The sequence below is a fragment of the Bacillus massilinigeriensis genome (assembly GCF_900117315.1).
Taxonomy (GTDB): domain Bacteria; phylum Bacillota; class Bacilli; order Bacillales; family Cytobacillaceae; genus Bacillus_BE; species Bacillus_BE massilionigeriensis.
In genome coordinates, this window is record NZ_LT630337.1 from 2,323,480 (window position 1) to 2,344,889 (window position 21,410).

Here is a 21,410-nt window from a genome sequence, read left to right on the forward strand (position 1 = left end):
ATAACTAAAAAAAGAAGGTCGATACACCATATGTATCGACCTTCTTCTATTTGGTGGTTTATTTCTACTAAAATTTCACCGCCACCCAGGCAAGTATGTTTACTCTCTAATCTGCCCTTCGCCATAAATATAATATTTGCTCGAAGTTAATGCCTGAAGTCCCATTGGTCCCCTCGCATGTAGCTTTTGTGTGCTAATACCTATTTCAGCTCCATACCCATATTCGAATCCATCTGTAAAACGTGTTGAAGCATTATGATATACTGCCGCTGCATCTACATTTGTAAGAAATGCCTCAGCGCTTTCCTCGTTGTCTGTTAGAATGGATTCAGAATGTTTTGTACCGTACTGGTTAATGTGGTTAATGGCCTCAAAGGTGTCTTCAACAATTTTGACACTAATCGTTAATCCTAAGTATTCAGTTCCCCAATCCTCATCAGATGCCTGTTTTGCTGCAGGAAAGATAGTGCATACCTTTTCATCACCAATAATTTCAACTCCGCCTTCTTGAAGAGTTGTTAGTAATTCTAATCCAAACTGATCAAACCAATTTTTATGAATGAGAAGAGATTCAGCGGCATTGCAAACGGATGGGCGCTGGGTTTTTGCGTTCATCACCACTCGCTTAGACATTTCTACATCGGCTGATTCGTCGATATAGACATGACAGTTTCCTGCCCCTGTTTCTAATACTGGAACACTTGATTCTTTTACAACGGTATGAATTAAATTTTTCCCTCCACGTGGAATGAGAACATCCAAATATTCATTTAGATGGAACAATTCTTTCGCGTTTTCCCTGCTCGTATCCTCGATTAATTGAACAGCATCGAGTGGAATAGAGGTATTTTCGAGCGCACGGTGAATCACATTCACTAGAGCAATATTTGAAAATTTAGCAGAAGAGCTTCCTCGTAAAACAACGGCATTTCCCGTTTTCAATGAAAGGGTGGCTGCGTCCACTGTAACATTTGGCCTTGCTTCATATATCATCCCAATGACACCGATTGGAACACGTTTTTTCTTAATTAATAGACCATTTTCTTTTTCAATCGATTCGAGTGTTTCACCTATTGGATCTGGCAGCGAAATGAGAAGTTGAATAGCAGATGACATATCCTCGATTCTTTTTTCATTAAGCAGAATGCGATCTAAGATGGAATCTGAAAGACCTGCTTCCTTCCCCTTTTGAATATCCTTTTGATTTTCTTCTATTAGGTAATCCATTTCATTGATTAGTTGCTCAGCAATTTTAGCCAAAGCCTGATTTTTTTCCTCTGTCTTTAATCCAACTAGCTTAAAACTTGCAACCTTAGCTTTTTGACCTTTCGTTCTCACTTCACTCATCGATTTCCCTCCACCTTCAAAAATATTTTTTCTTATATTTTTACCCAGCGATCTCTATGGATGACTTCAATTGTTAATCCAGAATGCCTTTTCATTTCTTCACTTCTTTTCCCCATGACAAGTCTTAATTCCTCTAATGAGTAGAGAACCTCCCCTTTTCCAACCAGACCATTTTTCCCTACAACATCGACAACATCCCCTTTTTTAAAGGTTCCCGTAATGTTCTTTACCCCGGCTGGTAGCAAGCTTTTTCCATGCATTAAGAGGGCATCCTCTGCTCCTTGGTCAATGAAGATTTTTCCTGTCGATGCGGAGTGAAGGGCAATCCATTGCTTATTATTATTGATGGTCCTCAGTTCCTTTCCGATGTATGTACCATCCCCTTGACCATCTAAAATATTAATTAGCTTGTTTCTGCCTTTACCCTTTCCGATAAAAACGTGAACCCCAAGCGATGTTGCGATTTTTGCAGCCTCAAGCTTTGATGCCATTCCCCCGGTACCAACCTTAGAGCCACTTCCATCCGCTGCCTCCATCATTTTCTCTGTAATCTCTTCGATAAAATCATACTTTGTAGCGAGTGGATTCTTCTGAGGGTTGGAGTCATAAAGTCCATTGATGTCAGTTAAAATAATTAATTGATCTGCATGGACCATTCCGCTAACATGTGCAGATAACATATCGTTATCTCCAAAGGTTAATTCCTCGATGGAAACGGAATCATTTTCATTAATAATTGGTAAAATTCCTCGTTCCAAAAGCTCCGTGATGGTCGCATAAGCATTCCTGTAACCATCTTTTTTCGAAAATACGTTTCTTGTTAGTAAAATTTGTGCTGGAACAATTCCAAAATGATTGAAATGATCAATGTAGGATTGAATTAACAAGCTTTGACCAACTGCAGCCGCCGCTTGCTTCCCTTTAATCGTAACGGGTCGAGACGGGTAGCCCAATCTTCTAAAACCTGCAGCAACAGCTCCTGAAGAGACAATAAGAACCTCATGACCAAGCTCCTTCAATGCTGCAATCGCTTGGATATGATCGAAAAATTTCTCCGTATCAATATCTCCTTTTGAGTTAGTTAATGAACTACTTCCAATTTTGACAACTACCCGTTTTTTTTCCATTCTGTATTCCTCCAAGAGTGATGACAACTTTTTCAATCAACTTGCCTTGATATAATAAAAAAACCCTTTTCATCCTAAAAATAAGGACGAAAAGGGATAGTTTCCGTGGTACCACCTTGATTGGATGCCAATGACAATTGCATCCCACTCTTCCAGATAACGCTTGGAGAATGCGCCTATGTATTGCATAGGACTCAAAAGGCAGGTTCAGCAGGCTTCATATGACGAAGTCTTTCAGCTCATAAACTTCGCTCTCTTACATAGAATGTCCTACGTACTATTCCTTCATCAACGTTCCATAATTTCTATATATTATGAATAGATTTTTTAATTATGTCAAGAAATTTTTATGAGTTAAGCTTTCACAGCTACTTTTACAAAAAACTCATTATATAAAGCCTTCACTGCATGGTCAGCATCTACTGCCTTCACTGCAAACATCATGCTAACCTCAGATGAGCCTTGGTTAATCATTTCGATATTTACCCCTGCATTGGCTAAAGCATGTGCGGCTCTAGCGGTGGTTCCAACATTATGACGCATGCCTTCCCCAACCACCATAATAAGAGCTAGATGATGATCAATCACTACCTCATCTGCTTGTAGTTCTTCAAGTATTCTTAGTTTAATATGATCTTCAATCTCTTTAGTCATTTGGTCTTCTTTTAAAATAATGGAGATATCATCAATCCCTGATGGAATGTGCTCATAAGATAATCCATAATCCTCCAAAATATGTAGAAGCTTGCGTCCAAAACCAATTTCCCTATTCATCAAATATTTACTTACATAAATACTACAGAAGCCTTTATCACTGGCTATTCCGATGACTGGACCATTATTATTATCTCTTTCATTGACAATTCTTGTACCTGGTGCGGATGGGTTATTAGTATTTTTCACATTCACAGGAATTCCTGCACGGAAGGCTGGTATTAAAGCTTCATCATGAAATACTGAGAAACCAGCATAGGAGAGCTCACGCATTTCTCGATAGGTTAGTTCACGAATTTCATTAGGGTGATTGACAAGGTTTGGATTGACAGAATAAACCGCGTCAACATCTGTGAAATTCTCATAAAGGCTCGCCTTTGTTCCATTAGCTAAAATGGATCCCGTAATATCTGACCCACTTCTAGAAAATGTAACCACTTCGCCTTTTAAACTGTATCCAAAGAAGCCCGGAAAAATAATGATTCCAGAACGATCACGTAGAGAGTATAAATTCTTATATGACTCTGGCAATACCCTTGCATTTCCAGGTTCATCACTTACGAACAAACCAGCCTCCTTGGGATTAACATATTCTGCTTCAACCCCTTTATTTTGAAAATAATAGGCAATCAGTTTGGCATTATTATCCTCACCACTCGCTTTAATAGCCTCCAGGAAGCTATCAGGATTGCTTTTATCCCCATTTAATAAGGTCAGTAGATCATCCTGAATTCGATGGATAATATCATCTGATAAATCTAATTCACTGGCAATATTTGCATATCTTTCGATGATTTGATTAAACTCAACATCTGCCTTTTCACCCTTTAAATAGTGTTCGCCACATGTGATTAATAAATCGGTAACCTTTATATCATCAGCATATCGCTTTCCAGGTGCTGAAACGACAACAATTTTTCTTTCAGGATCAGATACTACAATTTGAAAAACCTTTTCTAATTGCTCTCCAGTCGCTAAGGAGGAACCACCAAATTTAACTACTTTCATGCATACATCTCCTGCCTGACGAATATTTCTTAAAATTTAGTTATTATTATCACCCTAAAGCGAAAAAGAATCAAGTGTTTTTTCCGTCATAAAAGAACATCTGTATTTTTCACATGGACATTATAAAATATAATGCTAGAATGAAAGATATTTTACCTGTCCTTTTGTGACAAACTCATATATGTGCTATAATTTTCCACGATTACTCAGTTAGGATGTGAAAAGCAGCATGACTCAATTTCAAGCCTTATTTCTAGATATCGATGGTACAATTATTAAGCCCGACCATACGATTGAGGATTCAACAAAAAAAGCGATTTTCTCTGCACAAGATAAAGGGATTGAAGTTTTCTTAGCAACAGGAAGACCTCTCCATGAAATCATGGATATCGCAGAAATGTTACAAATTCAATCTTTAATCGGTTACAATGGAGCTTTTGCCGTCTATAAAAAGAAAGAACTTTTCAAAGAACCGATGAAGGAGTCTTCTGTAGAGAAATTTATTAATATCGCGGATGAAAACAATCATGAATTGGTGCTCTATACAAGAAATAAAAATTATTTTACAAATTTACATACTCCAAAGGTGATAAACTTTATTGATACCTTCCTTTTAAAAGAAAATGAATTATTTACTCCAAAGGTCATGGGTGATGTACTAGGAATTACACTAATGACCAATGATGAAAGGGAAGCAGCGTACTATACTGAAGAAGAGGGATTTCATTTAACTCAAGTCAACGTTGCTGGAATGCATAAATGTTTTGACATCATTCAGGAAAATGTAAATAAAGGGGTAGGTGTTAATAGAGTATTGGACCATCTTGGCATCCCTAAAGAGCATGCGATTGCCTTTGGTGATGGTATGAACGATAAAGAAATGTTATCTTACGTTGGTGAAGGATTCGCAATGGGTAATTCAAATCCGGACTTATTTGCCTATGCTAAGCATAAAACAACAGAGGTAACCAACTCAGGGGTCTATAACGGTTTAAAATCACTTGGACTTGTTGACTAATTGCATGAAATAATGGAGAAAACAAAAGCAGAGATGCATGGACATTTCTGCTTTTGTTTTTATTTAAAGCTGTAAACTTTCTTTATTATCATATACACTATACCGGTTACGTCCATGGTTTTTTGACTCATAGAGGGCCTTGTCTGCCATCCTGATAATTTCATCGGGTGTTGTTAAGGTACTCGGTATTACCGTTGCTACCCCTAGACTACATGTAACGTAAGGGCTTACCTTGGATGCTACATGTGGAATCTCTAAAGATTCGATGGCAGCGCGAATTCTTTCCGCTACAAATTCTCCTCCTTCCTCGGTTGTTTCTGGAAGAATAATCGCAAACTCCTCCCCGCCATATCTGCACACCACATCGGATGGTCTTTTGATTGTCTCTTTAATCGTTTGTGCAACCTTAATTAAACACTCATCCCCTCGTTGATGACCGTATGTGTCATTAAACTTTTTAAAACGATCAATATCTAACATAATTAAGGTCAGGGGTTTAGAGCTCCTTGAACAACGATTCCATTCTCTTTCAATGGTTTCATCAAAATATCTACGATTCGATATATTCGTTAACCCATCGATAAGAGAGGCTTCCTTTAGGTCCTGTTCGATTTTTTTCTGGGTTGTTATATCCTTAAACTGCCATAGAAATCCATCAAATTTATTATTTGTGAAAATTGGAATGGCATCCCGACTGATGACTCGCCCATCCAATAATGCCCATTCCTCTTCTAATACCATTTCCCTATTTTTTATAATTTCCCTTGTCCTTTTGTCATACAATGCTTGTTCAAAAAAGACCATCTTCGTGTTTCTATGTTCTTTATCCCATCCCTCACCAAGATCTACAAGGTGGGGGTCTCCGAACATATCAGTGAATTGTTCATTAATTAGTAATAGCTTATTGTCTTTATCCTCGGCTAATATTCCGTATGGTAAATGTGAAATTAAGGTTTCTAGCCTTGCAGTGGTTTGTTTTACTCTTTCTTCCATTGTCACTCGCTCTGTAATATTCCTACAAGTCGTGACTATGTTACGAATTTCACCATCACTTTCAATTACAGGAGTCGCCCTAAATTCCAGATTAATCCACCCATTTTCCCCTTTCCACCGAAATTCTGTTTGAAGGGTTTTTTTATTCTTCAGCATATTTTGAAATGCTTGATTTACTGATTCGCAATCCTCTGGATGAACATACTTTATCGGATATCCTTCGTCATTAACATCTGGGAGCTCCTTCATAATACTTCCAAAAGAAGGAGATACATAGAGAATGTTAAAATCTCTATCAATTAGTCCGACAACATCCGTGATATTATCAGCAATCAATCGATACTTCTTTTCACTTTCTTGTAATTTAATAGAGTCAAGGTGACCCTTAATTGCACCACCGATATTTGCAGCAGCAGCCATTAAAATCATTTCTTCATTGGTATTCCAAGTCTTCTCTTGAATGGAATCACTAAAACCGATAAAACCCCAGAATTCCTCTCGAATAAAGATGGGAACGACCAGGACTGATTTGATTTTTACCATTTTTAATAGTTTTTGTTCTTTTTCAGAAAACATTTGAAGCGGTCCATTGATGGAATTTCCTTCAGCTAGCCAATCAAACCAATTGGACTCCTTAAAAAGACTATAAGGCAAGTCCTGCATAATTGATTTATCTATATAAGGAATCGCATTGTTATTCACCCATTCAAAACAAAGGTTCATCGTTTCTTCCTGATTAGAAGCCCGCTTATTTTCAAAGACGTACACATGATCAACAGGAATGGACTTCCCGATTATTCCCAACGCTTCTTTTATAGCATCTACTGGATTTTCAGCGGTTAATAGCCTACTCATTCCTTCATAAACAGCATTGAATAATTTTTCCTGTTTTTTGATCATCTCTTCCGTTCTCTTATGTTCCGTAATATCACGGATACTGGATAAAATAAGCTGGTCATTATTTATTGAAATCAGAGTAGCGCTAACTTCAACGATAATTTCCTCTCCACTTTTACAAAGATACCTTCTCTCTCCAAGAAAATCACGGTTCTTCTTCACCACGCTCTCGATATTTGCTTCAACACTTTTATCATCTGCAACTATGACCTTTTTAATGGAAAAATTAATTAGCTCATCTTCTTCATAACCAAGCATTTTACAAAATAATTCATTCGTTTCCACAATCTTTTTGGTTTCAGGGTGGAACGCAAAGATTCCTTCTGTCGATTGCTTGACCATGGCGCGATATCTTTCTTCACTCTCAAACAGTTTCCCTTGTAGCTTTTTCACTTCACTAAGCTCATTCTTTAACTGAAAGCGAGTGGCTTCTGAGTTTTTAGATTCATATATGATGATTGAACCAAACATCATGAAAAAAAGTAAAAAATAGAGGCTATCAAATGGTTGCCATTGAGTAAAAAACTCCCTTCCATGTAACCTAATGATCGTCACAAAAATACTGCCACTTCCAGCAATACTAATTAAGACATTAATCCATTCCCTATAGGAAAGACTGATAAATATTGGTAAAATAACAAAAAACAGATTAATATAATTGGAATGAAATATATTAATTAAAAGTAAATCTAACATTAATAAAAATGTAATGATATACATTGTTGATTTAATAAATTTTCTCTTCCTAACAAAAATAGTAATGGTCAATAATGGAAGCAACGAGGTTAAAATCATTACCTTTGCAAAGGAAAAATTAAATAAAAATAGATTTAATATGAAATCAATAGAAAGAAATAACCAAAGTAATAAGATTACTCGTCTATTTTGTTTGTGTATAAGGGTTAAATCATCCATATTATCCACCTTTCTTTATTAAATTTTACTATGATAATTATTTAATACTATTTCCATTTTTGAACACTTCAGCAAACTTATATGTTTGCTTAGATGAAGGAAATGAATAATGGTTGTAAAGGAAGAGTTTTGGCGATACTATCACCCATTCAAAAGATTTTTTAATATAACATTTTCTATACATCTACAAAATATAAAGGAGGTTTTTTTTCTATGTGTGGTAGGTTTACATTAACAGCATCCATTGAAGAAATAGCTAATCGCTTTGAGGCCATCTTCACCTTTTTAGAAGATGATTACTCACCTAGCTATAACATAGCTCCATCACAATCCGTCATGGCTGTTATTAATAATGGGAAAGAGAACAAAATGGGTTTTTTACGTTGGGGGCTTGTTCCTCCATGGGCAAAGGATTTATCAATCGGTTATAAATTAATCAATGCTCGAGCTGAAACCCTTGGAGAAAAACCTAGCTTTCGAAGCGCATTTCGAAAGAAACGATGCTTGATCGTTGCAGACTCCTTTTATGAATGGAAACGAGAAGGAAAAGAGAAAACACCGATGCGCATACGCTTGAAATCCGAAGAGTTATTTGCCATGGCAGGGATTTGGGAGCAATGGAAATCCCCATCTGGTGAATCGATTTTTTCCTGCTCAGTGATAACTACAGAGGCCAACCCTCTTATGAAACCCATTCATGATCGTATGCCGGTCATATTAAAAAGAGAGGATGAAAAGGCATGGCTGGATAGGTCTTTAACGGACCCTCAACAACTTAGCCTCTTCTTAAAGCCATATGACAAGGAATTGATGGAAGCATATGAGGTTTCCTCACTCGTTAATTCACCGAAAAACAATTCCATTGAGTTAATTCAGAAAATATGTTGATTAATTTAGACCAGGCAGAGTTTATACTTCACACACTCTGCCTGGCCTTAATCTTTTATAAGACGCTTAATTGCCCAGAATCTCTTCAATTCTAAGCAACGATCTCTTTATCAATTAGTACCAACTTGATTCCGACCGTTCTTTTTCGCTTTGTAAAGGGCAAGGTCGGCTCGTTTGATTATACTTGTTGCCTGCTCATTCTTTTGCAGCTCTGCCACACCAAAACTACATGTAATATAGCCTATTGTGTTGTGCTTGTGGCCCGCGATGGTTTCTCTCATTCTTTCCGCTAGAACAACTCCATCCTGAAGATTCTTTCTTGTAGCAATTACTAGAAATTCCTCTCCGCCCCAGCGTCCAAAATAGTCCGTATCCCGAATATTCTCACGTACTGTTTGTGACAATTCCTTCAATACCCTATCCCCAACATCATGTCCATACGTGTCATTGACTATTTTAAAATGATCGATATCAAATAAAATAACCGACAAAGTGGTTTGACTTCTTCTAGACTTTTCAATTTCTTCATTTAACTGCTGTTCAAGCATTCGTCTATTCGGTAAGTTCGTTAAGTAGTCTGTATTAGCCCTCTTTTGAGAAACTTCTGCTTCAAGATAAATTTCTATAATTCTATGAAAATAGTTAATAGCAATGATTGTTGCCAAGCTGGAAAAATAATATTGTATTAAGGTATAAATCGTAGAGGGATTCACAAGATTACTGAAAAACACGTGATAGAACCCTAATACTACACTAAAAGAAAAGACCACTAATGAAAAAATTAAGGCAACTGCCCCTCTAAAGGTAAAGTAAAAAAAGATAAATAACAATGGAGTCCAATAGGAGACCGGCCCTAAAAGATTATTTCCATTCACCCCAAGATAATGGATGATTGATTCATGCATTCCATATAGAAAGGAAAAGACGGCTATCGTACATGCTGCAATCTCCACAATATCCAATCGATTTCTTATTACAAGGAGAAATAGATAACAAAAGGAAAGTCCAAAAAACAGAACTAAACAAATGACCATTCTTGATGAGGTGAAAAACTCATTTTTAAACCCGTAAAAAAATACGATAAAAAATGTAAAAAGTAACACTGGTAGAACAACTAGATAAATTTTCCTTTTTAATTCTGAAAAAGCTGGATGGTTATACAACCATGATTCTTTCAACTCTTCATCACCCTCTAATTAGTGACCATTTCTTCACTTATAATTATATCACTATCGCTATTGTGCTCTTTGTTAGAAAGATGGAGAATATTCAAATATTTCCGTATGAAAAAAAACACGAAACAGGTTCAACAAGGACTTACACCCGTTCGTGTTTATGTAACCTATTTTCCTTTTCCTATAGAGGAGTTAAAAATGAGATATCTTAGAAGTCATTCCAAGTAATGTCTAACGTAAGCATTCTCTCATTCTTCCTCTTAGCAGAAAACCCTTTGGGTAATTCTTTTGTTGCCAGCTGGGGATGAAACATACATACTAAATCCTTGTGGTAACCAAACAGGCGACAGGTTTCTGGTCTTGCAGAATAAATTCCGCATTGATTTTTATCTAAATCATAGAAAATGCAAGTTCCGAAATGCCTGTTTTGACTTTGAAGCTGCGTCCGAAGCTTTGGTGGCATAGATTTTACTTTTTTTCTAATTTTTTTGAGCTCTTGCTCTGTCACCGGGACAGGGCCGCAGCATAATCCTTTGCAATTCTGACATTGTAAAGCTTCCATTTTCTCCCCTCATTTACATTGATTTTAACTCATTTATTTAGCTAGTTGCTGGTCAATTATTTTTTCCTTCTTTCATTCCATTTTGGTTGAAAGTTCATTTTATAGTTTTTGATTCGTTCAATTAGGATGGCCGGATCCTTTTCTATTAATATTAAATCATCCTTATATTCCTTTCTTAAAAAACCTTGATTAATCATATGGTCAAAAAGAGAATATAACGGCTCATAATAATGATTGATACTTAACAACGCACATGGTTTTTCATGATAACCTAGCTGTGCCCAAGTGTAGACTTCAAACCATTCCTCCATCGTCCCTGCACCGCCGGGTAATGCGATAAACGCATCAGCATGTTCTGCCATCATTGCCTTTCTTTCATGCATATCTTTTACTATATGAAGTTCGGTTAAATGGTGATGAGCAATTTCGACATCCTGCAGACTTTTTGGAATTACCCCAATGACGCAGCCCCCGTTTTCGAGAACACCATCTGCCACTGCACCCATGCAACCGACAGTCGATCCACCATAAACCAAGGTTATTCCCTCTGCAGCAAGGATTTCACCAAGTCTCCTTGCCTCTTTCATATAAATTGGATTATTTCCTGGACTTGATCCACAAAAAACAGCAACTGATTTCATCATCAATCCTCCCCTTTTTCATCGTTGTTTTCCCATTCTAACATAGGATTCTGTTAGAAATAATCATATTTTTATCCAAAAATGAAATAATTTCACTGATAAAAATGACAACATCAAACATAATTCTACAGAATAGTCGGAATGAAACGAACCTCTATTGACAAAGTTCTTACTTTTAGTGTTATATCTCCATTATCCGACAACAAGAGCGCAGGAAATGTCTAGTCCTGCGCTTTCCCAAGAAATAATATCAGATATTTCTGAACAAAATTAGCATCCTCCATTTGGGACCCCTCAACTGAGAAAGGGGCATTCTAACAGGGAATACCACTTTTTATCCAGTTTGTTGAAGATTATAAACCTTTTTACTATAATATCGATCAACCATCAAACCATATAAGGAAGCAAGCACCTGTTGAAAGAGCATGCCTATAATAACAGGAATCGCAACGGGTGCAGGAAAATAGGATACAGCAAGGACTGCACCAGCACTGATATTTCTCATTCCGCCAGTAAAGGTTAAAGCAACCACCGCTTCCCGATCCTTTAAAATAAACCTTCCGATTAGGAATGAGAACAAATAACCTGTAAAGGCAATACATAATACTGTTATAGCAATGATAATTAATTTCCCATCGACATTCTTTAAGTAGGGAGATACAATCGCGCCATTAATCATAACAACCAACCCAATCCCAATCTTTGAAAATGGGGCGAGGTGTTTTCCGAGATCGGTAGCGACCTTCCCTTTTGTCATCTGATTCAAAAGCATTCCAAGTATGGATGGGAGAACAACCATTCCAATTAACCCCTTCATCATACTTAAAACATCCATCTCAACCTTTGAGCCAACCAAAATAGAAAGAGTAAATGGCACGATTAAAGGTGATAAAAGAGTATCCAGCAAAATAATGGATAGTGTAAAAGGAATGTTCCCCCGGTAAATTGACACCCAAATAAAGCTTGATATCCCCGTTGGAATCGCCATGGCAAGAACGAGACCTGTTATTGTAAGTAAATCATCACGAAACACAAAATGTCCCACACCCCAAGCCCATAAAGGCATCAAAATGTGTAAAATAATAAAGGCAATACACAGTGGCATCGGATGTGTAAATGCCTCCTTTAATGACCGGAAATTTGAGCTTAAACTACCCGAAAAGGTCATAAAGGCAAATATCCACGGAATCAATGGAGAAAAATCTTTTAAATATGTCGATAACAGCACTCCAATAACCAAGCTTGTTGGAGTGATTAGAGGCATGATCTTTTCCAGCTGTCTATTTAACTTTTGTAACACGATGAAATCGCTCCTACTAGTTTCATTAGTCCAATTAGAATACAATAATACAAGCAACCTCGCTAGAGTCAAATCCCTATTTTACTTGAACTTTAGAGGTTTTGGCTATAAGTGGGCGATTATGGTTCCAGATTACTTCAACAGGCAATTCAAAAAAGCTGGATAATGTGGAGCTTGAAATCATATCAATGGTCTTGCCTGATGCAAAGACCCTCCCATTTCTTAGAAGTAAGGTCTTCTGAAAAATAGGCAGAATTTCTTCTACATGGTGAGTGACATATAGAATGGTTGGACCATTCTTACTTTCTCCAATTCTCTCAACCGTTTCAAGAAGTGCTTCTCTTGCAATAAAATCAAGTCCATTCGTTGGCTCGTCTAATATTAATATCTCGGGATCAGACATTAATGCCCTTGCTATTAGAACCCGTTGCCTCTCTCCTTGGGATAGGGTTTCATATAAACGGTCTGCATATTCATAGCAGCCCAACTCCTTTAATAGAGAAATAGCTTTTTCTCTATTTTCTTCTGATGGAACCTCATAAAGGCCAATGGAAGCAAATGCACCACTTAACACAATCTCAAAGGCATTATCTGTTGGATAAAACTTTTGCTGTAAAGACGAAGAGACAAGTCCAATTTTCTTACGAAGATCTTCTCCGAGCATCGTTTTACCAAATTCTTTATTTAGAACTTTGACTTTCCCTTTCGTTGGGAATTCATATGCGTTCAAGACGTTAAGTAAGGCCGTTTTCCCTGCACCATTCAAGCCAAATATTACCCAATGTTCCCCTTTATTCACCTTCCAATTGATATTCTCTAAAATCCACGACCCATCCCGCTTCAAGCACGTGTTTTCAAGCTGTATTATCATATCAAAACCCCCTCCAATTATTCCATCTTTAAGACCAACCTAAACTATGAAAATATTCTGTTATTTATCTATTATAACAATAAAATTAAAAAATAGGGTGACAGGCACCTTCCATTTTATGGAAGGTGCCTGTCACCCTATTTGGAACAATGTACCAGAACATGTATTCTACAAAGCTGTTAAAATATTAATATAGTATCTAGTACATAGTACATACATCGGAGGAATTTAAATATGATAAAAAGAGGGGTTATCACAGCTTTCATTTCTTTACTTACTGTTGGCCTGCTACTACCTGAAACTAACGCTGGTGCTGCTGCAGTTTCACTTGATACATTAGCCGAAAATGCGATGTATCATACGGAGCAGAAATTAGTTGGTTATCAGGATATTGAAAAAAATGGTTTCAAGGATAAAGAAATAACCGGTTATAAAGAAGTAGAAGTACCTGTTTATGATTTTGTGATCAGCGAATTCCTTGGAAAAACTGGGGATGGGTTCTATCAATTCAGTAACGAATATACAAATAGATTGTATGATCAACAGTCTTACCTCAATGCGAAACAATATGGAGAAATCAAAATTATTCCTAAGCAAAAAGAAATAACAAAATATAAAACTGTCCCTTATCAAGAAAAGCAATCGTATACGGTCAAAGAACCCATATACAAAACCGTGTACTCATACACCGCCAAGCAAAAAACACAAGCCTACACCAAAACTAGTACAAAATATAAGCTTTCGGCGACTAACCCTTATGGGAAGAAATATTACGTAAGTATGTCTAAATTCACGAAGCTCACCAGAGTGAACAAGGATTGGTATAAAGCAACCATTTCCTATGATCATTATAAAAAAGTCGAAAGAACTTATAATCATCAACGCATTAATACAAGTACAAAATACTATAATAGCAAAGGGCAAAAAGTAACCCTTTCCGTTCCAAAAAATACTACCCTAACGAAAAAAAGCGGGAGCTATTACGCAACAGTCAAATATACTCCCTATCAAAAGATTCGTGGAAAATGGGTAAAACAAAAACAAATTTCGAAAAAAGTATATGTTAATAGAAAATATATCTCAGGCAGTATGACCTGGGAGCCAGGAAGAAAAAAAGCCATGGCATATATTCCATCCAAATATGTAGCAACAAAAGCAAGTCGCGTTAAGTCTGGTGAAAAATCGATTACCAAATATCGTTCTATCAATAAAACCAAACAGGAAGCATACACTACGAAGGAAAATTACAATGAATATTTAATTAATGAGCAGGTTGGAACGAAATTAGAAAATCAGCCCTTTACTTATATAGAAAAGGAACCATATACCTATACCGTTCAGGAGCCAATTTACGAAGATATCAAGGTTGAAAATCCAACCTCCCAAAAATATCAGACAATAATTAATTATTATTGGCGTTATAGTCTCACTGAAGAAGAGTTATATCGTTTATTAGACCAGGTTCAAGTTCCATATCAGGTCGTTTATGGCTATGACCAATCTCGATCTGTATCAGGCTTTATGACCGTTAATGGAACATCTACCTATTATCAATTCACTCCTAACACAAGAGTAAAGCTAATCATCTTCGAAGACCATAACGCGATTAATTTATCCTATTTGCTTAAAGTCTACGGAAACTCCTATAACGACGTAAAAATTGGAATCGGTGGGTATTTGGTAGACTAGAATGGTGACAGGCACCTTCCATTTTATGGAAGGTGCCTGTCACCTAGTTTATATGCTTTTTATCCTTGCTTCTGATGATGATTTGATATGGTTCGCCTTCGATCTCACTTTTTATTTCTTCAGAATGTAAGAATTCTTCAATCGTTTCTTCTATAATGGCTGCCCTTTCTGCTGCATCCTTGTCTGTACTCTCAATAGAGGTTTTAATGATGATTTGAAGTGGTGCCGGGTGAAAAGAATAGGCAAATCCAGTGACTTTGTACTCTTTTTTTGCTGTTAAACCTTCAATAATAGTTGGAAATACCCTATCCCATTTCGATTCTCTTTCTCTTTGAACTAAATCTATTTTCTTGATATCAATGGAGTAATTACTTAGGTTTTTTTCCTCAAACTTTTGATTAATAATCTGTTTAATAACCTCGTCTCTTGTTTCAGTATTTGGAACATCTATTTGCACCCTGAACTTTTTCGTATTAGGTGCAGAATACCCATACCCTTGCGCAAGAACATTGACATCTAACTTTTCCAATTCCTTTTGGATTTCCATCATCGTATCTTGAATCGCTTGATCTCTATCAGAAATCGGAGTAGATTCATTCATTCTTTCGATTGATTTAATAACTTTTACCTTATAAGCATCATATTCTCTTGACTCTAAAATTCCTTCTGCTATCTCTTTTACCTTCCCTCTGACTTCATTGTAGTAGGCATCTGAACCCCCAATCGAAATACTAATTTCACGGGCACTCCCACCAATTGTTTCAATTTTATACCCTTCAGCCTGTAATTTTTCCCACAAGACCTCATTTAATGGTTTTAATTGAAACACTTTATTTAAATATGGAATTTTTGCAGCAACCTCAGCCATAGCTGGAGAAAAGAAGGTGGTTCCAATAAACAAACCAAATAATACCGCTAGCACTGCCCCAGTGTAAGCCAATCTCCGACCAATGCTCTGTTTTCTTATGGTAGATGCAATGACTGGGCTCTTGTTCTCTTCCATCCATTGAATCCCTTCAATATCCTTCAAAATTCTATCCTTCAGCTCTTGCTTTTGACTTTTCTTCCATAATAGATCCGTTTCCATTTTCCTTAAGGATTCTTCAAATTCTTTATCCTCAAATGGTTTCTTCATAGAAGGAACCCTCCTTTCTTAGCTTCTTTTTTAATTGAGGCAAGGCACGATGAAGAGTTGATTTCACTTTACTTTCAGACCAATTTAATATTATGGCTGTATCCTCAATAGAGAAATCTTTAATTTTTCTTAAGATAATGACCTTCTTATATGATTCCTTCATTTCCTCTAAAGCTTTATAAAGCTCGTAAGATTCCTCCTTAACTTGTACCACTTCTTCTGGCAATGGTTTATGATCCCTTTTTAGTAAAAGAACCTCTTTTAAAATAATGCTCGGTTTACGCTTTCTCAAAAAATCCACGGTTAAATTATGAGCAATACTAAACAACCATGTTTTCTCACTAGAATTCTTTTTAAATGAATCATAGTTTATATATGCCTTAACAAAGGTATCGTGAGTTAGATCCTCTGCTTGCTGATAATCATGAATCATTAATAAGATAAAACTCAAAACTGATTTGCTATGGATGTCATACCATTCAGCAATTTCTCCCCTATGTATATCTGACAACTCTCTTCCCTCCTTTTTGATGTTCATTACTTAGACGAATTAGTATTGAAAAAGTTTTATTTTTATTGAAAAATTTTTTCTATGTAGTTTATAAAGAATTAAGTATGGGATTGGTTGTGAAGGTTATTTTAAAAAAATAACAATATTAGATTGGACTATGAGTCATTTTTACAAAAATAAGCCCATTTTGCAAAAGATATATTTATATATGTAAAAAAGAGGATAATCGTTCCTGATTAGAACTGATTATCCTCTTATTTTAAAAAAACTTGCTACAAATAACCACTAAGCCAAACGGAAGACGATTCCATGGCCACCTAATGGGTATTCCCACTTAATATTTTGACTTGGGCAACCGATCCGACAGCTTCCGCATTCATGGCAGCCTTCGTAACCCACCTGCATACGGGTCCCTTCCCATTTATATACCTCACCTGGACAGAAATGAGTGCAATACTTTTCTTCACAACGAGCACAAACATCTTGATCTAAAATAGTGAGATGTGATTTTTTATCGGCTTTATAGCGGACTAGATACTGTTTTTCTTCAAGTGTTTTCGTTGACATTATTTCACCGCCTTCCAAGCTCGGTAAGCATCCTTCAAGATGCGAATGGTTCCTCTTTTGTGCTTTAGCTCTTTCATAATATCTTTCTGTTTGTCCCTCTTAGCTGTTCCATCAACCGTTAAAAATTCACCAACGGCACGATTTAGGAATGGCAAATATTCTTTAAAATACTGTGGATTATGTTCAAAGGTATGAGTCGTATCCTTGTATTTCTCCAAATCCTTCATAATAAAGCTTTCATTAAGAGCTGTTCGATATTGATTAAGAGAGGATTCACTGAAATCTCCTCTTGCCTTCGCATCAATAATGGTTTCTGCGGCTAATTTTCCAGAGGCCATCGCCATATTAGACCCCTCACGATGAATCGAGTTAACCAACTGAGCTGCATCCCCAACAACTAGAACTCCATCTCCAGCTACTTTTGGGACTGAATGATAGCCACCTTCTGGAATTAAGTGAGCTAAGTATTCTGCAGATTCTCCCCCTTCAAGGAATGGCTTCACAATTGGATGCTCCTTCAGTTGATCAAGTAATTCGTATGGCTTTAGCTTGGCCTCCATCATACTGGATAATGTCGTGCCGACACCGATATTTACGCTATCCTTGTTGGTGTATAAGAAGGCCGTGCCAAGATTTCCCTTCGTTGCTTCGCCAAAAAACTCAATCGTACAGCCTTGATTTTCCTGAAGATTAAATCGTGCGTTAATCGCATCCTTAGGAAGGTTAATGACTTCCATTACCGTTAGAGCAACCTGATCAGGGCGTAATTCCCGATGAAATCCGAGCTGTTTGGCGAGTAGAGAGTTCACACCATCTGCTAATACAATGACATCAGCAAACACATCTCCATCAGGTCGGTCCGTTCTTACCCCAACCACTTTTCCATTTTCAACAATACATTCTTTCACAACGGTTTCATTGATGAGTAGAACCCCTTCTTCTACTGCCTTATCAGCGAACCATTGGTCGAATTTGGCACGTAAAATTGTAAAATTATTATAAGGTTCTTGCCCCCATTCAAGTCCCTTATAACCAAATGTGACGGCTGATTCTTTTTCTAACATCATCATCCGTTGTTCGACAATTGGTCTTTCAATAGGTGCCTCCTTCCAAAATTCTGGAATGATATCTTCCATTTGTTTTCTATATAATACCCCACCCATGACGTTCTTGCTCCCTGGATATTCCCCACGTTCGATTTGCAATACCTTTAATCCTTTTTTCGCACATGTATAGGCACATGCAGTTCCTGCTGGGCCAGCGCCAACCACAATAACATCAAATTTCTCAGACATGAACGACACCTGCCTTATCCCCTAAAAGCTCCTTGAACCCCTCGATTAATTTTGGAACAACTTCTAATGCATCACCAACAATTCCATAGTTTGCAATATCAAAAATCGGTGCATTTGGATCCTTGTTTATGGCGATGATGGTTTCTGAGTTTTTCATTCCGACCACATGCTGTATCGCTCCAGAAATTCCTATCGCAAAATAAACCTTTGGTGTAACCGTTTCTCCCGTCTGTCCTACTTGCAACTCATGAGGAAGCCATCCCGCTTCTACCGCATCCCTTGTCCCACCGTAGCTTGCTCCAATCACTTCTGCCAAATCCTTGACGAGCTGGAATCCATTTTCATCGCCAAGACCTTTTCCCCCAGCAACAATCACATGAGCATCGGCTAAATTCGTCTTTGATACGTTCTTCACAATCTCTAGTACACGTGTACGCATATCTTCTTCTTTTAAATCAATATCTTCCTGAATCACTTTTCCCACACGGTTGTCATCAGGTTCTAATGCTTTCATGACCTTTGGACGGACCGTGGCCATCTGTGGGCGATTGACTTTACAAAGAATCGTTGCCATGATGTTCCCACCAAATGCTGGTCTACTTGCTTCAAGCAACCTCTTTTCCATATCAATATCAAGCATGGTTGTATCTGCTGTTAACCCTGTGTTCAAATCTGTAGCAACGGCACTTGCTAAATCTTTGCCATTTGGAGTGGCTCCATATAAAATAATCTCTGGCTTGTACTTTTGTGCTAAAAGCATAAGACCTTTCATATATGACTCCGTACGATAATCCTTAAGTACAGGATGATCGATATAATAGACTTCATCTGCTCCATAGGCAATGACTTCTCTAGTGAGTTCTGTGATATTTTCTCCTAATAATGCTCCGGCTAATGGTACCTCTAATTTATCAGCAAGAGCTCTTCCTGCTCCTAATAATTCGCGGGAGACTCCTTCAATTACGCCATCATTTTGTTCAATGAATACCCAAACTCCTTGGTATTCTTCCACCATATTAGGAACACCATCCTTTATCAATTTTTTACTAATTGAAATAAATCCTTTTTGTCACTAAGCAAATCTAAGAGACGAGCTACTTGCTCTTCTGCCGATCCCTCAAGCTTTTCTCCGCCTTCATGTTTTGGAGGGGTGAACATTTTTCCTACTACAGTCGGTGATCCCTTTAATCCAAGCTTGGTTTTGTCTACGTCTTCTAGATCCTTTACAGACCAAATTTCGGGATTGTAACGTGCTGCTTTCATCATATTTGGCATTGGTGCATACGCAATTTCGTTTATTTCCTTCTCAACTGTGACTAAGCATGGTAGGTCGGCCTCTATAAGCTGATATCCATTGGTCAGCTTTCTTTTCAAGATTACTTTCTTTTCAGTTGGCTTGAATTCCTGAACTTCAATGACGTTTGTTACTGGTGGGATGTCCATTCTCCTTGCAATTCCAGGTCCCACTTGACCTGTATCTCCATCAATGGCATGCTTGCCGCAAAAAACAAGATCCACTTGCTCCTCCTTAGAGATTTTCTCAATTGCTTTAGCTAACGCGTAGCTTGTTGCTAAAGTATCCGCACCAGCAAACGCTCTGTCAGACACCAAGTATCCTCTATCTGCGCCAATTTCTACAGCCTTTTTAATAATTGCTGTAGCTTGTGGCGGTCCCATGGATACTACCGAGATCGTTCCATGACCAATCAAATGACGAAGTCGAACAGCTTCTTGAACGGCATGTGCATCATATGGATTTAAAATCGCGGGAGCACTGCGTCGGTCAAGTGTATTCGTTTTTGGATTGATCTTAATGATCTTTGTATCAGGCACCTGCTTGATACAGACGACAATGTGCATACCATCATTCCTCTCTTAAATATGACAATTTTATGAAAACGCTCTTAAATTTTTTGTTTGGGTGGAGCGTTCATCCCGATAAAAACCGTTAAAACTCATTCCCTTCAAAAGGCAACTTGATATTTCTAATAGAGTAAAAATTGTAGTATGTAGGTCATGGTGTAGAAAAGATGAGGTATCGGTGGTGTTATACTGTATTAGATAATTTTTCTAAATTTTATATGAATATTCTGAAATATACAGTGATAAAAATCACACTTTGAGAAGGATTTCACAATATCAGGCTTGTTAATGGTATTTTTTGTATTTGATTGCTTTTTTACTTGATATTTTCTCCTCCTTAACTGAATTCATCATTTTCATGTGGTTAAGCTAAGGAGGAGCAAATGCTTTTTGCTCAAATTCAATCGTCGGGAGTGATCATCATGGGTAGAAACAAGCTTTTGGTTCCTGGTTCAGAAAACGTACTGGAACAGATGAAAGAGGAAATTGCCAATGAGTTTGGAGTACAACTTGGTGCAGATACGACCGCACGAGCGAATGGCTCTGTTGGCGGCGAAATGACAAAACGTCTCGTCGCATTAGGAGAACAACAGCTAAGAAGTAGAAATCAGCAAGACCAGTAAAAATAGAGAGGCCTTTCACGCTGGCCTCTCCCCTATATTTAATAGGCTGTCCAACCAGCATCAGCTGTAATGACTGTACCATTAACAAAGCTTGAATCATCTGAAGCTAAGAACAGAGCTACTTTTGCGATTTCTTCTGGCTCACCTGCTCTTGGGTTAATAACCGCCCCTGACATTGCCTTTCCAGCGCCAAACTCGTTTGGCTGGTTCATGGTAGTCCCAATATTCGTATTTACTCCACCTGGTGCGATGGAACTGATATTGTTGAGAG

19 protein-coding genes, 1 pseudogene and 1 other annotated feature are annotated in these 21,410 nt (G+C 37.4%); of the genes and pseudogenes, 4 read left to right on the forward strand and 16 right to left on the reverse strand.

Annotated features, from left to right (window positions below; translation table 11 throughout):
• Positions 1–99: 99 nt before the first annotated feature.
• The 3 genes from BQ6100_RS11545 to BQ6100_RS11555 form a co-directional block, all read right to left on the reverse strand.
• Positions 100–1,347 carry a glutamate-5-semialdehyde dehydrogenase gene (locus tag BQ6100_RS11545; RefSeq protein ID WP_075981772.1) on the reverse strand — a complete coding sequence of 416 codons (1,248 nt, stop codon included), beginning with the start codon at positions 1,345–1,347 and terminating at the stop codon, positions 100–102.
• Between the two features lie 32 nt (positions 1,348–1,379).
• Positions 1,380–2,474, reverse strand: coding sequence for a glutamate 5-kinase (gene proB, locus BQ6100_RS11550; RefSeq protein ID WP_075981773.1), 1,095 nt, complete (start codon positions 2,472–2,474; stop codon positions 1,380–1,382).
• Between the two features lie 79 nt (positions 2,475–2,553).
• Positions 2,554–2,775, reverse strand: a binding site (T-box leader).
• Positions 2,776–2,828: 53 nt separating this feature from the next.
• Positions 2,829–4,196 (reverse strand): aspartate kinase, encoded by a 1,368-nt coding sequence (locus BQ6100_RS11555; RefSeq protein WP_075981774.1) that lies wholly within the window; start codon positions 4,194–4,196, stop codon positions 2,829–2,831.
• Positions 4,197–4,425: 229 nt separating this feature from the next.
• On the opposite strand from BQ6100_RS11555, the gene BQ6100_RS11560 reads away from it, so the two are divergent.
• Positions 4,426–5,214 carry a Cof-type HAD-IIB family hydrolase gene (locus BQ6100_RS11560; RefSeq protein WP_075981775.1) on the forward strand — a complete coding sequence of 263 codons (789 nt, stop codon included), beginning with the start codon at positions 4,426–4,428 and terminating at the stop codon, positions 5,212–5,214.
• Positions 5,215–5,277: 63 nt separating this feature from the next.
• Here the strand turns inward: BQ6100_RS11560 and BQ6100_RS20860 are convergent, their stop codons facing one another.
• Positions 5,278–8,019, reverse strand: a complete 2,742-nt coding sequence (locus BQ6100_RS20860; RefSeq protein WP_084780361.1) for a diguanylate cyclase domain-containing protein — start codon at positions 8,017–8,019, stop codon at positions 5,278–5,280.
• 213 nt (positions 8,020–8,232) lie between these two features.
• Here BQ6100_RS20860 and BQ6100_RS11585 point away from each other — a divergent pair, with 213 nt between their 5' ends.
• Positions 8,233–8,907 carry an SOS response-associated peptidase gene (locus tag BQ6100_RS11585; RefSeq protein WP_075981776.1) on the forward strand — a complete coding sequence of 225 codons (675 nt, stop codon included), beginning with the start codon at positions 8,233–8,235 and terminating at the stop codon, positions 8,905–8,907.
• Between the two features lie 110 nt (positions 8,908–9,017).
• Here the strand turns inward: BQ6100_RS11585 and BQ6100_RS11590 are convergent, their stop codons facing one another.
• From BQ6100_RS11590 to BQ6100_RS11610, 5 genes are all read right to left on the reverse strand, one after another.
• Complete coding sequence (locus BQ6100_RS11590; RefSeq protein ID WP_075981777.1) at positions 9,018–10,085, reverse strand: GGDEF domain-containing protein; 1,068 nt, start codon at positions 10,083–10,085, stop codon at positions 9,018–9,020.
• A gap of 205 nt (positions 10,086–10,290) precedes the next feature.
• Positions 10,291–10,644, reverse strand: coding sequence for a YkgJ family cysteine cluster protein (locus BQ6100_RS11595; RefSeq protein ID WP_075981778.1), 354 nt, complete (start codon positions 10,642–10,644; stop codon positions 10,291–10,293).
• A 56-nt stretch (positions 10,645–10,700) separates the two neighbouring features.
• Positions 10,701–11,285, reverse strand: coding sequence for an LOG family protein (locus BQ6100_RS11600; protein WP_075981779.1), 585 nt, complete (start codon positions 11,283–11,285; stop codon positions 10,701–10,703).
• A 334-nt stretch (positions 11,286–11,619) separates the two neighbouring features.
• The gene (locus BQ6100_RS11605) at positions 11,620–12,588 is read right to left on the reverse strand and encodes a bile acid:sodium symporter family protein (protein ID WP_235816586.1); all 969 of its coding nucleotides are present in this window, start codon (positions 12,586–12,588) and stop codon (positions 11,620–11,622) included.
• 73 nt (positions 12,589–12,661) lie between these two features.
• Positions 12,662–13,456: an ABC transporter ATP-binding protein gene (locus BQ6100_RS11610; protein WP_075981781.1), complete on the reverse strand. Its 795-nt coding sequence runs from the start codon at positions 13,454–13,456 to the stop codon at positions 12,662–12,664.
• Positions 13,457–13,690: 234 nt separating this feature from the next.
• Here BQ6100_RS11610 and BQ6100_RS11615 point away from each other — a divergent pair, with 234 nt between their 5' ends.
• Positions 13,691–15,145, forward strand: a complete 1,455-nt coding sequence (locus BQ6100_RS11615) for a hypothetical protein (RefSeq protein ID WP_075981782.1) — start codon at positions 13,691–13,693, stop codon at positions 15,143–15,145.
• 43 nt (positions 15,146–15,188) lie between these two features.
• On the opposite strand, the gene BQ6100_RS11620 is transcribed toward BQ6100_RS11615, so the two are convergent.
• The 6 genes from BQ6100_RS11620 to BQ6100_RS11645 form a co-directional block, all read right to left on the reverse strand.
• The gene (locus BQ6100_RS11620; protein WP_075981783.1) at positions 15,189–16,280 is read right to left on the reverse strand and encodes a DUF4030 domain-containing protein; all 1,092 of its coding nucleotides are present in this window, start codon (positions 16,278–16,280) and stop codon (positions 15,189–15,191) included.
• Positions 16,264–16,791, reverse strand: coding sequence for an RNA polymerase sigma factor (locus BQ6100_RS11625; RefSeq protein WP_235816518.1), 528 nt, complete (start codon positions 16,789–16,791; stop codon positions 16,264–16,266). The genes BQ6100_RS11620 and BQ6100_RS11625 overlap by 17 nt, the downstream gene beginning before the upstream one ends.
• Before the next feature lie 285 nt (positions 16,792–17,076).
• Complete coding sequence (locus BQ6100_RS11630; RefSeq protein ID WP_075981785.1) at positions 17,077–17,358, reverse strand: ferredoxin family protein; 282 nt, start codon at positions 17,356–17,358, stop codon at positions 17,077–17,079.
• Positions 17,358–18,653, reverse strand: coding sequence for an FAD-dependent oxidoreductase (locus BQ6100_RS11635; RefSeq protein ID WP_075981786.1), 1,296 nt, complete (start codon positions 18,651–18,653; stop codon positions 17,358–17,360). Before BQ6100_RS11635 ends, BQ6100_RS11630 begins: the two co-directional genes overlap by 1 nt.
• Positions 18,646–19,668: an electron transfer flavoprotein subunit alpha/FixB family protein gene (locus BQ6100_RS11640; protein ID WP_075981787.1), complete on the reverse strand. Its 1,023-nt coding sequence runs from the start codon at positions 19,666–19,668 to the stop codon at positions 18,646–18,648. Before BQ6100_RS11640 ends, BQ6100_RS11635 begins: the two co-directional genes overlap by 8 nt.
• A 20-nt stretch (positions 19,669–19,688) precedes the next feature.
• Positions 19,689–20,513 carry an electron transfer flavoprotein subunit beta/FixA family protein gene (locus tag BQ6100_RS11645; RefSeq protein WP_075981788.1) on the reverse strand — a complete coding sequence of 275 codons (825 nt, stop codon included), beginning with the start codon at positions 20,511–20,513 and terminating at the stop codon, positions 19,689–19,691.
• A 425-nt stretch (positions 20,514–20,938) separates the two neighbouring features.
• Between BQ6100_RS11645 and BQ6100_RS11650 the strand changes: the two genes are divergently transcribed.
• Complete coding sequence (locus BQ6100_RS11650) at positions 20,939–21,139, forward strand: alpha/beta-type small acid-soluble spore protein (RefSeq protein WP_075983540.1); 201 nt, start codon at positions 20,939–20,941, stop codon at positions 21,137–21,139.
• A 38-nt stretch (positions 21,140–21,177) separates the two neighbouring features.
• Here BQ6100_RS11650 and BQ6100_RS11655 read toward each other — a convergent pair.
• Positions 21,178–21,396 (reverse strand): annotated as a pseudogene (locus BQ6100_RS11655) (SDR family oxidoreductase); the annotation flags it as partial.
• Positions 21,397–21,410: the final 14 nt, after the last annotated feature.